At 65.8% G+C, this 16,724-nt stretch carries 11 protein-coding genes; 7 read left to right on the forward strand and 4 right to left on the reverse strand.

Annotated elements, in window-relative coordinates; translation table 11 throughout:
* Positions 1–50 precede the first annotated feature (50 nt).
* On the reverse strand, positions 51–932 hold the full coding sequence (locus AAFF27_13275) for a LysR family transcriptional regulator (protein ID XAH26099.1): 882 nt from the start codon (positions 930–932) through the stop codon (positions 51–53).
* Between the two features lie 106 nt (positions 933–1,038).
* Here AAFF27_13275 and AAFF27_13280 point away from each other — a divergent pair, with 106 nt between their 5' ends.
* Entirely contained in the window at positions 1,039–2,577 is a 1,539-nt protein-coding gene (locus tag AAFF27_13280; GenBank protein XAH26100.1) for an MFS transporter, read from the forward strand.
* A gap of 2 nt (positions 2,578–2,579) precedes the next feature.
* Here the strand turns inward: AAFF27_13280 and AAFF27_13285 are convergent, their stop codons facing one another.
* Positions 2,580–3,878: an MATE family efflux transporter gene (locus tag AAFF27_13285; GenBank protein XAH26233.1), complete on the reverse strand. Its 1,299-nt coding sequence runs from the start codon at positions 3,876–3,878 to the stop codon at positions 2,580–2,582.
* A 116-nt stretch (positions 3,879–3,994) separates the two neighbouring features.
* On the reverse strand, positions 3,995–4,612 hold the full coding sequence (locus AAFF27_13290) for a DUF2239 family protein (protein XAH26101.1): 618 nt from the start codon (positions 4,610–4,612) through the stop codon (positions 3,995–3,997).
* A 193-nt stretch (positions 4,613–4,805) separates the two neighbouring features.
* Between AAFF27_13290 and AAFF27_13295 the strand changes: the two genes are divergently transcribed.
* Positions 4,806–5,522 carry an MgtC/SapB family protein gene (locus AAFF27_13295; GenBank protein XAH26102.1) on the forward strand — a complete coding sequence of 239 codons (717 nt, stop codon included), beginning with the start codon at positions 4,806–4,808 and terminating at the stop codon, positions 5,520–5,522.
* A 184-nt stretch (positions 5,523–5,706) separates the two neighbouring features.
* Here AAFF27_13295 and AAFF27_13300 read toward each other — a convergent pair whose 3' ends face one another.
* The gene (locus tag AAFF27_13300) at positions 5,707–7,566 is read right to left on the reverse strand and encodes a monovalent cation:proton antiporter-2 (CPA2) family protein (protein ID XAH26103.1); all 1,860 of its coding nucleotides are present in this window, start codon (positions 7,564–7,566) and stop codon (positions 5,707–5,709) included.
* A 232-nt stretch (positions 7,567–7,798) separates the two neighbouring features.
* On the opposite strand from AAFF27_13300, the gene AAFF27_13305 reads away from it, so the two are divergent.
* The 5 genes from AAFF27_13305 to AAFF27_13325 all read left to right on the forward strand — a co-directional run bounded on the left by AAFF27_13305 (position 7,799) and on the right by AAFF27_13325 (position 16,714).
* Positions 7,799–11,827: a TOMM system kinase/cyclase fusion protein gene (locus AAFF27_13305; protein XAH26104.1), complete on the forward strand. Its 4,029-nt coding sequence runs from the start codon at positions 7,799–7,801 to the stop codon at positions 11,825–11,827.
* An 18-nt stretch (positions 11,828–11,845) separates the two neighbouring features.
* Positions 11,846–12,628 carry a BMA_0021/BMA_0022 family TOMM bacteriocin gene (locus AAFF27_13310; protein XAH26105.1) on the forward strand — a complete coding sequence of 261 codons (783 nt, stop codon included), beginning with the start codon at positions 11,846–11,848 and terminating at the stop codon, positions 12,626–12,628.
* A gap of 19 nt (positions 12,629–12,647) precedes the next feature.
* Positions 12,648–13,508, forward strand: a complete 861-nt coding sequence (locus AAFF27_13315; protein ID XAH26106.1) for a class I SAM-dependent methyltransferase — start codon at positions 12,648–12,650, stop codon at positions 13,506–13,508.
* Positions 13,501–15,699, forward strand: a complete 2,199-nt coding sequence (locus AAFF27_13320) for a TOMM precursor leader peptide-binding protein (protein XAH26107.1) — start codon at positions 13,501–13,503, stop codon at positions 15,697–15,699. Before AAFF27_13315 ends, AAFF27_13320 begins: the two co-directional genes overlap by 8 nt.
* Before the next feature lie 97 nt (positions 15,700–15,796).
* Positions 15,797–16,714, forward strand: coding sequence for an FHA domain-containing protein (locus AAFF27_13325; protein ID XAH26108.1), 918 nt, complete (start codon positions 15,797–15,799; stop codon positions 16,712–16,714).
* The last annotated feature ends 10 nt before the right edge of the window (positions 16,715–16,724 follow it).

The following is a 16,724-nucleotide window of genomic DNA, read 5'->3' on the forward strand; positions in this document are numbered from 1 at the left end:
CACTTTTTAACAAAATATGCCTCTAGCCCAGGTGTGGCCTGGGCTATTGGCTATATATTTTGTAGTGCCCGCGCTGCGGGGATCTGCAGCTCCGGCATCTCCAGGATCAGCTGGCCAAAGCGGCAGGCGCAGGGCGTCTTGCCGGCCTCGCTCCAGATCAGCGCAAAGTCCACGCTGGGCAAGGGTGGCAGGCCGTAGCGGCCATCGACGATCTTCATGCCGGGCTCCACGTCTTCACGCGTGAGCACCGTGATGGCAAGCCCGGCCAGCACGGCCGCGCGTATGCCCTGCGGGCTGGCCGAGGTGAAGACCACGTGCCAATCGATGGGCGTGCCTTCCAGCGCCCCGGCGCTTACTTTTCGGTTCATGCAAGGCTGGGGAAAGAAGGCCATGGGCAGCGAGGCGCCCTTGGGTGCCTCGAAGCCTTCCGCCGCCGCCCAGACCAGTTGCGTGCGCCGCAGGCGCGTGCCTTCCACGCAGTCGGGCGGCGACATCACCACGGCCAGGTCTAGCTCGCCGGCCCGGATCATGGCGCGCAGGTCCAGATGCATCTCCACGCTGACCTCCAGCCGCACGGACGGAAACGCGCGTGAGAACTGCGCCAGCAGCGGCGCCAGCCGGTCGCCCATGAAGTTGTCCGGCACGCCAAAGCGCACCGCGCCCGAGATGGGCGAGGGCTGAAAGCGTTGGGTCATGGCGTCCAGCGTGTCGAGGATCTGCTGCGCGTAGCGCAGAAAGTCTTCGCCGTCTTCCGTCACGGTGAGGCTGCGCGTGGTGCGGCGCAGAAGCTGCCGGCCGACCTGCTCTTCGAGCTTGCGGATCTGGTGGCTGACGGCGGACTGCGTCAGGTGCAGGCGCTCGGCCGCGCGCGTGAAGCTGCCGGTTTCCTTGACGGCAACAAAGGCGCGCAACAAGCTGGGGTCGAAGTCCATGGGGCTGATAAATGACGGTTTTTAATGAATTCTAGGAAATTAAATCATTTCCATCATGAAGAGGGTTTCCACAGAATCGCCCGGACCTGATTTTGAAAGCCTCTTGATGCCTCTCTCCCATGCCAGCAAGAACTGGATCGCGCTGGCCGCGATATCTCTTGTGGCCCTGATGTTCGGCCTGGAAATCTCCAGCGTGCCGGTGATCCTCCCCACCCTGGAGCAGGTCCTGCACGGCGACTTCAGGGATATGCAATGGATCATGAATGCCTACACCATTGCCTGCACCACGGTGCTGATGGCGGCCGGCACGCTGGCCGACCGCTATGGCCGCAAGCGCATTCTCATCGTTGGCATGCTGCTGTTTGGCATCACCTCGCTGGTCTGCGGCCTGGCGCAGAACGCGCCGGTGCTGATCGTGAGCCGCTTTTTGCAGGGCGTGGGCGGCGGCGTCATGCTGATCTGCCAGTTGGCGGTGCTGTCGCACCAGTTCCAGCAAGGCAAGGAGCGCAGCAAGGCCTTTGCCATCTGGGGCGTAGTCTTTGGCATGGGCCTGGGCTTTGGGCCGATCGTGGGTGGCGTGATCGTGGCCTTGTCGAGCTGGCACTGGGTGTTTCTGGTCCATGTACCGCTGACCGTGCTGGCCTTGGCGCTGGTGGTGGGCAGCGTCGAGGAATCAAGCGACCCGCATGCCAAGAAGCTGGATTTGCCGGGCATCGTCACGCTCTCGGCGGCGGTATTCGGGCTGAGCCTGTTCATCACGCAGGGGCCGGACATGGGTTTTGCCAGCCCGCAGGCCATTGCCATCGTCGTGGCCTCGGTGGCGAGCTTTGTGGCCTTTTTGTGGGTGGAGAAGATCAACCCGCACCCGATGTTCGATTTTTCTGTCTTCAGGGTGCGCAATTTTTCGGGCGCCATCATTGGCTCGGTCGGCATGAACTTCAGCTTCTGGCCGTTCATGATTTACCTGCCGATCTACTTCCAGGGCGGGCTGGGTTACGACGCCGTTAGCGCTGGATCGGCGCTGTTGGCCTACACGCTGCCCACGCTGCTTATGCCGCCGCTGGCGGAGCGCCTGTCGCTGCGTTATCGGCCCGGCGTGGTCATTCCTGCCGGCTTGCTGGTGATTGGCGCGGGCTTCATGGCCATGCGCTACGGTAGCGGCGTGGCCGATGCCAGTTGGATCACCATGCTGCCCGGCTGCCTGCTGGCCGGCATTGGCCTGGGCCTGACCAATACGCCGGTGACCAATACCACCACGGGGTCGGTGTCCAGCACGCGTGCCGGCATGGCCTCTGGCATCGACATGAGCGCGCGGCTGATAACGCTGGCCATCAATATCGCGCTGATGGGCTTCATCCTGCTGGCAGGCATCGCGGCCTCGTTGAGGCATGCATTGCCCGCTTCCTTTGATGCGGCGCAGTTGCGCGCGCTGGCAGAGAAGGTCGCTGCGGGGAACTTTGCATCCCTGGCGCAGAGCTTCCCCGAGCTGTCGCAGCTGGACCCATCCGGCGCCGCCGTTCATGCGGCGCTGGTGAGTGGCTTTGATTGGGTGCTGCTCTTTGGCGGCATCGGCGTGTGGGTGCTGGCCGCGATCAGCTTTGTGATCTTTGCGGGGCACAGGCGCCTGGAGCGTGTGCCTGGTTAGGCCTACACCAGCCGTTCAATCTTGCGGTGGCGCCACACCAGCCGGTAGTAGGCCGCCTGCAGCACCAGCATGGCGATGAAGGTGATCGGGTAGGCCATCCAGACCCCGTTCAGGCCGAAATGCTGGCTGAGACCGTAGGCAGCGGGCACTTCGATGGCGGCAATGCAGAAGATGGAGATCCCCGTGGGCACCAGCACCGTGCCGCTGGAACGCATCACACCGCCCAGCACCGCCTGGAAGCCGAAGATCACGCTGCTCCACAGCATGATGTGCAGCAGCGTCTGCGCCACTTCCACCACGGCCGGGCGGGTGATGAAGACGCCCAGGAACTGCCGGGACAACAGGTAGCCAAGGACGACCAGGCTCCCCGTCAGCACCAGGTTGAGCTGCAGGCCGGTGCGGGCGATGGCGCCCAGGCGTTCGGGGCGGCCGGCACCAATGGCCTGCGCGCCCAGGATGGAGGCGGTGATCGCGATGGACAGCGCCGGGAACTGCACATAGTTCACCACCTGGTTGACCGCGCCGTAGGCGGCGGTGGCGTCCGAGCCAAAGCGGTTGACCAGCGCCAGCAGCACGATTTCTGCGAGTGAGATCACGATCATCTGCACCCCGGTCGGCAAGCCGATGCGCAGCACCGATGCCAGGATGTGCCGGTCTACCCGCAGTGCCCGCAGCAGCACGCGGTCGGGTGCCAGCGCATGGGTTTTGCGCCGCATGTGCCAGACCAGAAAAGCCAGCGCAACGATGAAGGACACGATGGAGGCCACCGCCGCGCTGCGCACGCCCAACTGCGGCAGCCCGCCCCAGCCGCGGATCAGCGCCGGGGTCAGCAGCAGGCCGACCACGGTCGACATCATCAGCGCGTAGAGCGGCGTCAGCGTGTCGCCCACGCCGCGCATGAGCTGGGTCAGCAGGATGTAGACCAGCAGGCCCGGCATGGCGAGCATCATGATGCGGGCGTAGCCGATGGCGTCGGGCAGGATGTCGGCCGGTGTGCCTAGCGCGCGCAGCAGCACCTCGGTAAACGTGCCGCCAAACAGCGCCACCACCAGCCCCAGCAGCAGGCCCAGGCTGAGCGCGGTGCCGGCAATGGCCTTGACCTTGCCCAGTTCGCGTGCGCCCCAGGCCTGCCCGATCAGCACCGAGGCGCCCGCGCCTATGCCTATCACCAGCGAGATGAAGAAGAACACGATGGGAAACATGCCCGCCACCGCCGCCAGCGCGTGGGTGCCGATCATCTGCCCGATGTAGATGTTGTTGAGCGTGCCCGACAGCGACTGCAGGATGTTGCTGAGCACCATGGGCACCAGAAAGCGCAAAAAGGTTTTCCAGAGCGGCGGGGCGGGGATGCTGCTGCGCAGCACCGGTTTGCCAGAGGGCAAGACCTGTGGGGCGTTGGTGGAGGTGCTGTCAGTGCTCATGCGGGTTCCCAGGCGTCGGCGGCAAGTTTGTGGGCGTAGCGGTGTACGTCTTCGGGCCAGGCCCGGGTCAGCAAATCGAAGCGTGGCTGGTCTTGCGCGAACAGGGCGCGCAGCGCTTCCTCGAAACCCGGCAGGTTGCCGGCAATGGCCGTCATGAAGCGGTAGGCCGCCTCTTGCGCCGTCCGTACCCGGCTGCGCCCGCCCTCGGCGCGGCGGGCGTCCAGCACCAGGCGGCGCAGGGTCGCCGATGCGCCGCCCGGCTGGCGCGACAGCCAGTCCCATTGGTCCGGCAGCAGCGTCACCTCGCGTGCCACCACGCCTAGGCGCGGGCGGCCGCGTGGCCGCGCCGGCGGCTCGGCCGCCGGTTGCACCGGCTGCGCCGGGATGGGCATGCCTGGCGGCGGCAAGTCGACCTGCTGGCCGTTGTCATCGTCGAAGACCAGCATCTGGTCTTGCAAGGTATAGGACGGCGCCACCAGCGCGAGCTGCGCGGCCAGATCTGCGGCTCGGCCGGATGCGATGCGGCGCGTACCCAGGAAGGCGGTGCAGGTCCCGCTGTCTGGAGCTGCCGCCGGCAATGGGGCTGAGGCGTGAGGCGAGGAGGGCTGCAGCATGGAGATGGTGATATGGATAGTTTGGCAAATAATACCCGGGTTAAATTTAAATTGCCATGGGTGACCCCCTTTTGGCGATGGGCCCACGCCGCGCGGCTGACTTGTTCTTGGAGAGGTCATGAATATCCGCAACACTGACGATGGCGCTGCACGGGCGGCGTGTCGGTCGACGATGGAGCAAGAAGAGGTAGCCATGGAAGCATTCAAGAATTTCAACCTGATGTCGCTGCTCGACACCTTCATCAGCCTGACGACGGCATTTGTGCTGGGCAGCCTGATCGGCCTGGAGCGCCAGGTGCGCCAGCGCACGGCCGGGCTGCGCACCAATACGCTGGTGGCTGTCGGTGCGGCGGTCTTCGTGGACATGGCCAATCGGCTGAGCGGGCATGACGGCGCCGTGCGCGTCGTCGCCTATGTGGTCTCGGGCATCGGCTTTCTGGGCGCCGGCGCGATCATGAAAGAGGGCGCCAATGTCACCGGCCTCAACACCGCCGCTACGTTATGGGGCTCGGCCGCAGTCGGCGCCTGCGCCGGGGCGGACCTGATCGGCGAGGCCTTGCTGGCGGCGCTGTTCGTACTGGCCAGCAACACGTTGCTGCGGCCGGTGGTCAACCGCATCAACCGCCGGCCCATCGACGAGGAATCGAGCGAGGCGATCTACCGCGTCTACGTGGTCTGCCAGCGCGAGGCACAGGCAGAGCTGCGCGAGAAGATTGTTGAGCTACTGGAGGCCGCCCAGTACCCGGTGCGCGAGGTGGACCAGCACGCTTTTGGCCAGGACGAGGCCGAGATCCAAGCCACTTTGTACGCCACCGCCGTGGACTCCGATGAACTGGACCGAGTTATCGCCGCACTCGAAGCCCAGCCCGGTGTATCGCAGGCCTTCTGGGATTCCAGCGCCGAGGAATAGCGGGCACCGCAGACTGGCGCGACACTAGTGTCGCGTCAAGCATGATCTGCCGGTGTGCGCTTGCCCTCGCCGCGCATCGCCGCGTTGCAGTCCTTGCCCAGGCTTTAGCCTGGGCTGCGGCCTACGCCTTGCGCTGCACGCCGATGGCTTCGCGCACTCCCGTCACATCACACTTGACGCGACACTACTTCGCCTGCACCGCTTTCTGCGCCTCGATCGCCTCCGCCGCTTCTTCATTCAGCCCCTGGCCGCTGTGCTGCGGCCGCGTCAGCGGCGTGGCCGTCCAGCGGTTGCCGTGCATCAGGTCACGGCCCTGGGCGATGCCGCCCGCCACTTGCAGTTGCAGGCGCTCGGTGTCGCGCCGGCGGATGTCCTCGCAGATCTCGGCGATGTCGTCTTCCGGCACGCCGACGCGGCGCAGCGCCTCGGTGCTGAAGCGCATGGCGGATTCAAAGGTTTCGCGTATCTGGAAGTCGACGCCGTGGTGGATCAGGTCAATCGCATGCTGGCGGTCGAAGGCGCGGGCCAGCACCGGGGTGAGGGGGAACTCTTTCTTCACCATCTCGACGATGCGGGTGGTGGCGGCCGGGTCGTTGACGCAGATCAGCAGGGCGCGCACGTGGGCGGCGCCGCTGGCGTGCAGCACGTCCATGCGGGTGCCGTCGCCGTAGTAGGCATGAAAGCCGAAGGTCGAGGCCGAGCGGATCATGTCGGTGTCGTTCTCGATGATGGTCACCTGGATGCCGCGCGCCAGCAGCGCCTGGCTGGCGATCTGGCCAAAGCGGCCAAAGCCGATGATCAGCGCCGTGCCGGCCAGCTCTTCGCTGGATTGGCCGATCTCGGCCACCGACTGCACGTCGCGCATGTCAGGGGCGCCGGCGCCGTCCTTGGGCAGCAGCCAGCGCAGCGCAAACACGGCCAGCGGCGTCAGTGCCATGGACAGGATCACCGTGGCCGACAGCAGTGCATGCACCCGCTCGCCCAGCAGGCCAGCACCGGCCGCGGCGGAATACAGCACAAAGGCAAACTCACCACCCTGCGCCATCAGTGCGGCGCGCTCCAGCGCCTCGGCGTGGCGGGCGCGCAGCAGGCGGGCCACGCCGTAGATGCCGGCGCTCTTGACCAGCATGGTCACCAGCACTGCGCCCAGCAGCAGCGGCCAGTCGCCCAGCACCAGGCGCAGGTCCAGCGACATGCCCACGCCCATGAAGAACAGGCCCAGCAAGATGCCACGGAAGGGCTCGATGTCGGCCTCCAGCTGGTGGCGAAAGGTCGACTCCGACAGCATCACGCCGGCGGCAAAGGCGCCCATGGCCATCGACAGGCCACCCCATTGCATGGCCAGCGCCGCGCCCAGCACCACCAGCAGCGCGGCGGCGGTCATGACCTCGCGCGCCTTTACCTTGGACAGCAGGCGGAACAGCGGGTTGAGCAAGAAGCGGCTGACCGCCACCAAGCCGACGATGGCCACCAGGGCCACGGCAACCTGCACTGAGCGTGAGGTAGCCTCATCGGTCGAAGATTCGGGCGCTAGCAGGGCGACGATGGCCAGCAGCGGCACGATGGCCAGGTCTTCCAGCAGCAGCACCGAGACGATGCGCTGGCCGCGCCGGGTAGAGGTCTCGCCGCGCTCGTCCAGCATCTGCATGACGATGGCGGTGGACGACAGCACAAAGCCCATGGCCGCCACAAAAGCCACGGCCAGCGACAACCCGGCAAGGTGGCCGACCAGGGTCAGCAGCCCGCCGCAGACGCAGACCTGCAGCACGCCCAGGCCGAAGATCTCGCGCCGCAGGTTCCACAGGCGCGTGGGCTGCATCTCCAGCCCGATCACGAACAGGAACATCACCACGCCCAGTTCGGCCACGTGCAGGATGGTTTCCGCCTCGCTGAAAAAACCAAAGCCAAAGGGCCCGATGGCCAGGCCCGCAGCCAGGTAGCCCAGCACCGATCCCAGGCCGAGCCGTTTGAACAAAGGTACGGCCACCACCCCTGCGGCCAGCACCACCACGGCCTTGGCCAGTTCGCTGCCTTGTTCGACCATCGCGCTTCCATCCTTGAACATGCTGCCAGCGTGATTGCCGGACCCGCGCATCGTAACTTTTATGCCGAAACAAGGGAAAGCCCAGTTGCAGCTTGGGCTATATGCTATTTAAATTGGAGCGTTAGACATTGAAACAAGCTGCAGCCATCCGGCGTATATGCTTGCTTCGCCCCTGAGAATTACAGTTTCTATCAACAGGGCAGGGCGCAGGGATTCACCCAAAGGTGCATGGATGCAGCACAGCAATGCCGTTCCACCCACTGCCCATGAGGCGGCACAGGAACAGCTGAACATTCCCGAGTACGAACTGCGCGAGCCGCTGGGCGCAGGGGGTTACGGCACGGTTTTCCTGGCCCGGCAGCGCAAGACCGGCGCCCTGGTCGCCATCAAGGTCGTCAAGCTCACGGAAGACACGCGGCGCATCGCCCGCTTCCACCGCGAAACCGAGCTGTGCGCCAGGTTGCGCCACCCCCACATCGTGCAGTTGCTGGACAAGGGGCGCCAGGGGCCCTATGTCTATGGTGTCTTTGAGTACGTCCCGGGCGAGACGCTCAAGAGCCTGATCCAGCGCAGCGGCGCCCTCACGGCTGTAGAAGCCGCGCGGATCATGGCCGAAGTCCTGGACGCACTGGACTGCGCCCACAAGATAGGCATCGTGCACCGCGACTTGAAGCCGGACAACGTGATGCTGATGACGACCGGCGCCATCAGCCACGCCAAGGTGCTGGACTTCGGCATCAGCACCGTGGTGCCGCAGGCACGGGATGCCCAGTTCTCTTCCCTGACCATGACCGATGAGTGCCTGGGCACCCCTTCGTACAGCGCCCCCGAGCAGCTGCGCGGAGAACTGCCCAGCGTGCAGTCGGACCTGTACGCCTGGGGCCTGATGTTCCTCGAGTGCCTGACCGGCGCCCCGGTCATGAACGGTACCTCGACCGCTGAAATCTTCCACCAGCAACTGAGCAGCCAGGAAGTGCCCTTGCCGCCCGAGATCGCCGGCCACCCCCTGGCCAGTCTCCTGCGCCGGGCGCTGAAGAAGCGCGTGGCCGAACGCAGCGCGTCAGCCGAGGCCCTGCTGCTGGAGCTGGGCCGAATCCGCATGGACGACCTGGTCGGCACGCTGCGCTCGGAGCGGCAGCCGCTGCACGAGTACCTGGCCCAGACGGTTGTCACCAAGCGCAGCTTCTCCGAGAAGCGGCAGGTCACGGTCCTGTGCTGCAGCGTCTCGATCTGGCCGCCGGCCGACGAGTACGCCGCTTTGGGCTCGGACATCGAAGACCTGGAGCTGCTGCAGCGGCAGGAGTTCAGCCTGTTCGTGGATGCCGCCACGCGGCGCGGCGGCCTGCTGGCCGGCACGCTGGGGGAGCGGATGCTGATCCTGTTCGGCTACCCGCGTGCCTCCGACGCCGATGCCCGCCAGGCCGGCATGACCGCTCTGGAGCTGGCGCAACTGGGCCGCTGCCGGGCGGCTGCGATCAAGGAAGGGCAGGGCGCACATCTGATGGTGCGCATGGGCTTGCACACCGGAATGGTGGTGGTTTCGGGCGACGAAATCCCCTCGGGCCATGCCGTCAACATTGCCATGCGCCTGGAGGGCCAGGCCCCGGCCGGGGCCATCCTCGCCAGCGAAAACTGCTACCAGTTGCTGCGCAACTTCGCCCACCAGGAAGAGGCCGAAGGGCTACGCCTGCCGGCGCCGTCCGTGCCACTGCGGACCTACCGCCTCACAGGCGAGCACCTGCCGACGACCTTCAGCCATACGCCCATACCGTATGACGCCTTGCTGCCGCCGCAGACCTGCGTGGGACGCGAGCGCGAACTCGAGCAGCTCTGGCAGTTCTGGGAGCAGGTCAGGCAAGGCACCGGAAGCGCCGTGCTGCTCAGCGGCGAAGCCGGCATAGGCAAGTCGCGCCTGGTAGAGGTGCTGCGCGAGCGTGTGGAGCGGGAGCGCTATCGGTCGATTGGCTTCCAGTGCCTGCCGGAGCACCGCAACAACGCCCTGGCCCCCATCCTGCCCTTGCTGCGCCAGCAGTTCGATGGGACGGTGCCTGGCCTGGCCGCGCATGAAGCCCGGGACCGGCTGCAGGACGCCTTGAGCGCTGCCGGCTGCGATGCGCCCCGGGTGCTGCCGATCTTCTGCTCCTGGCTGTCGCTGCCGTTCGGCCCCTATGCGGAAAGCCAGATCTCGCCAGCGCTGCAGAAGGCCCTGCTGCTGCAGTCGATTGCGCGGTGGCTGTTGCACCAGGCGCGATCCGCTCCGCTGCTGATCCTGGTGGAGGATCTGCACTGGGTCGATCCAACCACGATCGAGCTGCTGGAGCAGATCTCGGTGGCATTGCCCAGGGCGCAACTGCTGCTGGTACTGAGCGCGCGCACCGGCTGGGACTGCCCCGCCGTTCTGCAGGCCGAAGCCCTCCCGATAGCGCGCCTGGACGACGAGCAGGCCGCACAGATCGCGCGCCAGGTCCTGGCCCCGAAAACGGCGGACCCGGCCGTCATAGACAACATCGTCGCCCGCACCGACGGCGTTCCGCTGTTCGTCCACGAGCTGACGCGCATGCTGCGCGACACCTACCTGGTCGAGAGAAGCGGCATGTGGTTCTTCAAGACATCCGCGCGGCCGACCGATGTCCCCGTGACCCTGCGCGACTCGCTGATCAGCCGCTTCGACCGGCTGGGGCCGGTCAAGGAACTGCTGCAGCTGGCCGCCACCATAGGCCGGCAGTTCGATGTGGAGCTGCTGCAGTCCTGCTCCGGCAAGACGCCCCAGTCCGTGACCGATGGACTGGCGACGCTGCTGGATGCCGGGCTCATTGCACGCGCTGCCGCGCCGGACAGCGGGAGCTTCGTCTTCAGGCATGGCCTGATCCGTGACGCTGCCTATGAATGCATGCTCGCGGTGCAGCGCCGGCAGCAGCACTGGATCGTGGCCCAGACCCTGACGCGCCTCTACCCGCTGCGCGCCACCAAGGAGCCTGGCAGCATCGCCCGGCACTACGCCGCCGCGGGCGACTACGTGCAGGCCGTGGCCCATGCCATTCAGCAACTGCGCATCACGCAGCACCGGGCCTTGAACGACGAGACCATCGCCTACGCCGAGCTGGTGGACGGCTGGATTGACCGGCTGGACGGCGTCGGGCAGCGCGAGGCCCGCCTGGACCTGAACGGCTATGTCACCCAGGCGATGATGAACAAGCACGGCTGGGCGCATGTCCAGGTCAAGGAGCGGATCGCGTTGTCGCAGGCCCTGCTGACGGGCACGGTGGCCACCGACAAGGAAGTGCAGCACCTGTGGTCCATGATCACCTACCACCACGTGGCCAGCAACCGGGAAGAGGTCCGGCAACTGAGCTACAGGCTGCTCGACCTTGCCGGGGAGCGCCATGACACCGGTGCTCGCGTGGCGGCCCATACCTACCTGGGCCTGGCGCATTACTCCGACGGCAATGCCGGGGCGGCAGAACGGGTGCTCACCCAGGCCATCGAGGGCTACTCCGCGCGCGCACACGCGCACCACGCCAGCTACTTCGGCTTCGACACGCGGGTCTGGGCCGCCGCCGGGCGCGCCCTGGTCCGCTGGTCGGCGGGCGAGGACGCGCTCGCGCAAGCCGACGCCGCCAACGCCGTGGGCTGGGCGAGGGCGTTATCGCATATCCCCTCGCTTGGCATGGCGCTGCTCTACCAGAGCGTGGGCTACCAGCATCGGGGTGACAAGCAGGCGGCGCTTCGGAGCGCCACGGAGCTGCTGAACCTGGCAGCGCGGTACGGCCTGCCGGCCTTTGCGGGTTATGCGGAGGCCATCCGCTGCTGGGCCGTCGGCGAGATAGAACAGGCCGACGATGCGCTACTGGCGCTCTGGCAGATGGGATGCGCCTATTGCCACACCTACTACCGCTCATTGACCGCAGAAGTATTGGCCGAGCAGGGCCGGTGGGCGGAGGCGATCGAGCGCATCGACGGCTGTCTGCAACTGGCAGATCAGTTGAAAGAGGGCCTGTACAGCGCCGAACTGCACTTGAAGAAGGCCCAGTACCTCCGGGCCACGGGCAGCCCTGCCGCGGCCGTCGGGGCCAGTTTGCTGCTGGCCGCACGGCTCGCTCGCGAGGGGGGGAAACTGCGGGTGGAGTTCGCGGCCCTGGAGGCATTGCAGGCACTGTGCAGCGATCACGAGCAAATAGCGGAGCGCTTGAAAGAGATCGCGACCGCACGTCCTGAATGGGCCCCACAAAATACCAATACACGCTATGCTTACATCTCCTAACCATCGAGGAAGTTCACCATGGCAAACCACCAGGGCGGGGAACCGCTACTTGAATTTCGATTGGCTTATCTCCGCGCAATCGCGAGATCTTGGGACGATCCAGGCTACCAGACGGAGCTGCTGGCGCAGAAGGACATTCAACCTATCCTGCACCGCGACTTTGGCCTGAATACGCTGTGGCCCAACCTCGATATCGTCCTGAATCGAAGTGACGATCCGACAGAACAAACCGAATGGAAGCCAGAGCTGACGGCTGGCTGGATCGGGATGGACGACGGCTTCTCTGTCGTGCTGCCGCAGGCCCCCAAGGCCCGGGCCACCGAGGCATTGGCGGCGTACTACCAACTGTTCCCGGACTTCATGGGCAGCGTCACCTCGTTCGACAACGGTGGCGCCTCAGTGCTGCGGGGCGCATTGCCTACCAGCCTGGGCATTCCCAGTGGCGGCACCGACTCGCTGCTGGCATTTGGCGGCGTGGTGCTGCGGGCTATCACCCTGACCTGGCAGTCCCCGGACTTCCTCACCCAACTCACCCGCGCTGGCGAAGTCGATGCCACGCCGGTGCTGAGCCAATGGCTGGGCTACAACAACCCCTTCAATTTCCAGGTCAAGTTCGTCAGCAATCCATCGTTCACCTGGGATGAGGAACTGTGCGAATGGAACCGCACGAACGACGACGGCAGCCCGATCAAGAACGCCATCGTGCTCAACTATCCCGTAGCCCCGGCGGTGGAGCAGATGCGGCCGATCGCACTTACCTCCTACAACAACACCGGTAGCGCTTATCCCTTCACCTGCTGAAGATTCTGCGGGTATTGCCGTGCCGCCAGCGGCCCACGCTGGCGGCACGCAATGGCAGGCCCTGAACGGCGCCACTGCAACCCTTTTACTGACTTTGGCCGCCCGCGCTGCGGCCGATAAGGTCGTGCCGGATACGGTCTTCTCCGACCCGCTGGCGCGCCAGATTGCGGCGAAGTTGCCGGTCGACGTGTCAGGCTATGCACGGGACCCGGCTTTCGTCAGAGGAATCGTGCTGCGCGCAGCACTTTTCGACCGGATGGCGTCTGAGTTCTTCCAGGCCTATCCAGATGGCATGGGCGTTACCCTTGGAGCCGGCTTGTGCACACGCAGGAGCCGCATTCTGGCGGGCCTGCCATCCCATCAAAGCATTGACTGGCTGAATATCGATCTGCCCGAAGGCATCCACCTGCGGGAGCAGTACATGGACGCGGCCGCCTCAGAACGAAACCTGGCGTGCTCCGTTCTGGACCTCACGTGGCTGGAGTCAGCCGGCCTGCAGCCTGGCCGCCCGCTGCTCTTCCTGATGGAAGGGGTCTGCCCCTATCTGCCCAAGGCGCCGCTGGAGGCCCTGCTGCAGCGGCTGGCCGAGCACCTGGACCAGCACGGTGGTGTGGGCCAGATGGTGCTGGACTACGTGCACCCCGATCTTGCACATCTGCCGATGCAGGTGGGCGGCATGCAGCTACCCGTGGTCTCCGGATTCGACAGCGCAGAAGAGATCGGCCGGCTCCATGGGGCTATCCAACTGCTCTCGGAGGAGCATCCGTTTTCTTCGTTTTCACCGCAACACCGGCACTTTGAATCCGCGTTCCAGGCGGTGCGCCGCCGCTGGCCCTACACCGTGCTGCGGCTTGGCCTGGGCGGCAAAGACCATGGATAGAGGGCTTTCGGCGGACCTGTACGGCGGCGTTTTTCAATGGCATGGCCGCTACTTGCCGCCCTTGCTGGGGCAGGGCTGGCTGCAACTGCTGGGCGAGGCCGGCGCCTATCTGTTCACGTCGCCTGCTGTGGTCACTCTGGGCCGGGTATTGCAACAGGGGGCCAGCCTGGAGTCGTACTGCAGGGCGACGGGTTCGGCCAGCTTGTTGGCCGAGATGCTGCATGCGCTCGAAGGCCTGCTGCGGCAGGATTTCGTCCGCCCCGCAGGAATGCCGGACGGTGACCACTACGCGACGCCCAACTTCTCCGTGTCCTTCACCCGCAGGCCGGTGTCTCGCGAAGTCGATGCCATCGTCCTGTCCGAAGTGCTCAGCGGCGACGCCGCCGAGGGCTGGGCTTGCATGGCCCTTGCGGCGCAGGCTGGCCATGGCCGCCTGACGTTTGTGTTTTGCGATGACTACCTGGACCCCCGGCTGGGACTGATCGACGCGCAGCAGAAGGTGCTGGGGCAGCCCTGGTTGCTGGTCCGGCCCGCAGGCGAGCAGGCCATGGTGGGGCCGCTGTTCATGCCCCAAAGCCCGGACATGGCGTGCTGGCACTGCCTGGCCCATCGCCTGCGGCGAAACCAGCCGGCGCGCGCATGGTGGCAGGCTCAGTCCAACAGCCCGGCACTGGCCTTGCCCGTACGCTGCGGCGACGGGCTCATCCAGGCCCGGCTGCAGGCAATGCTCCCCTTGGGGCAAGAGGTCCTGGCACAGGGCAGGCAGCACATCCTCACGCTCCAGCCCCCTGGGCCGGGTTCTGCCCAACGAGGACAGCCACAGGCGCACACGGTTATCGCCCGGCCCCAGTGCCCGCAGTGCGGCAGCCCGGGCCTGCTGGCCGAGCGCCAGCAGCGCTCCATCGTCCCGGCCTCTTGCTTGCGGACGGCACGACGCGACGGCGGCTCGCGCAGCATGCCGGCCGCACATACGGTGGAACGGCTGTCCCCGCACTTGAGCGCGCTGTGCGGTGTGATTACCGAGGTCACGCCCTTGGGCTGCGAAGGTGAAGACGCATTGCGGGTCTACCGCAGCGGAATCTTTAAAACCCCTTGGAGCGACAGCACCGCGCCACCCGCAGCCTGGAGCCAGCTGTGCCTGGGCAAGGGCATGTCTCCAGAGCAGTCCCGCGCCAGCGCCATGTGCGAGGCGGTGGAGCGTTATGCGGCCTTCTACCAGGGCGACGAGGCATCGGTCACGGCGCCCGTGCATGGCCTGGATGGCCGCTGCATCCCGCCGCAGTCGCTGGTGTTCTTCAGCGACAGGCAATACGAGACCGGCGAGGCGCGTCGCCCCGGGCCGGGCGGCACCCCGCAGGTCCTCGCTGCTCCCGCGCCGGATGAGCCGCTGTCCTGGGCGCCGGCCTGGTCCCTGACGCAGCAAGCCAGGTGCTATCTGCCATTGGGCTTTTGCTATGCCCATGCGCCAGCGCAGAGCACACGCCATGCCGGGTGGACGTCAAACGGCTGTGCAGCCGGCAACACCGTGGAAGAGGCCATGCTGCAAGGCTTCCTTGAGCTGGTGGAGCGGGATGCGGCCGCCATCTGGTGGTACAACGAAATTCCCAGGCCTGCGTTTGATCTTGATAGCTTGCCAGCGGGCGTGCGCATGCGGGTCACGCGCACGCTGGGGCCGCAATGGCGCTACTGGGTGCTGGATATCCGCCATGACTTCGGCATCCCGGTGGCAGTGGCCGTTGGCCGCCATCAGACGAGCGGTGACTGGGCCATCGGCTTTGGCTGCAGCCTGGATGCAGTCGTGGCCTGCGAACGGGCCCTGACCGAAATTTGTCAGTTGATCGCAGCCGGCAAGCAGTTTTCCATTGCCGATGCCCACAGCGCCTTCCTGATGGGCGCACAAGACGCGCCCGCGACAGTGCCGCGCGCCGAAGAACCCGCCGAATCGGTCGATATTGCAGACGAAATCAGCACTTGCGTAGGTATTGCCCGCAAGCTGGGCCTGGAGACCCTGGTGCTGGACTACAGCCGGCCAGATATTCCCCTGCATTGCGTGAAAATGGTTGTACCGGGCCTGTGTCATATCTGGCCCGAGCGGGCCAATCCGCGCCTCTACCACGTGCCTGTCACGATGGGTTGGCGCACCGAGCCTTTGAACGAGAGAAATCTGAACCCCCAGGGTCTGTATGTCTGAATGGGCGACCTGCACCATCAAGACGCTGGCACCGGGGGTATGAGGGCAAAACGAATAAATGGCGATTTTTTGGAACAAGCATTTCGATCGCGGAATCATGCTGCGGCCGATACACGCATTCGGACGCCATCCCTCGGCATGCCAGACCATCGTCCAGGCGGCCGATGTGTCGAAAATCCATGCGCTCGTGCGCTGGAACCAGAGCCGCTGGGAAATCATTGACCAAAGCCGCAATGGCACCACGGTCAATGGGCGGCGCCTGGCGGCAGGGCATTGGACGGCCTTGGTGGTGGGCATGGAGATCAGCTTCAGCACCAGCTCCAATGCCGACGCTGCCTGGACCGTGCACGACCTGGCCCCTCCCGCCACTTGCCTTTTCCCGCTGGACGGCCGGGGCGAGGCCCTGGCCCTGTCGCCTCAGGGCAACTTTCTGCCAAGTGCCGCGCAGCCAGAAATCAGCATCCATGTGCACGATGGCCGGTGGATGCTGGAGCACATCGGGGGCCTCGATCTGCTGATCGATGGCGCCACGGTGCAGACTTCGCAAGGCGCCTGGGAGTTCGTGCTGAACGCTGACCTCGAGTCCACCACGGAAAACCCGGCGGGCGGCCCCGGGCTGGACATGGCCGAGCTGACGCTGCATTTCGAAGTGAGCCAGAACGAAGAGCACACCCGCCTGAACCTGGTGCTGGGCAGCGAATCGATCCCGCTGGGCGAGCGCATTCACCACTACACCCTGGCCACCCTGGCACGCCTGCGCCTGCAGGACGCAAAGAGGGGGCTGGATGCGCACAGCCAGGGCTGGATCGCGCTGGATGAACTCTCGCGCATGCTCGATGTCGATCCGTCCTACGTCAACATCCAGATATTCCGGGCCAAGCACCAGCTTTCCAACGCTTTGCCTCAGTCCGGCGGCATGCCGCCCCTGGTCGAGCGCCGCCGTGGCGAGATCCGCTTTGGCAGCTATGCCTTCTCTGTGAAAAGAGGGCAGGCCGAAGAGGGCGGCCTGCGTTAGCGGCTGTTGC

It is taken from the genome of Xylophilus sp. GW821-FHT01B05 (assembly GCA_038961845.1).
GTDB lineage: Bacteria > Pseudomonadota > Gammaproteobacteria > Burkholderiales > Burkholderiaceae_C > Xylophilus.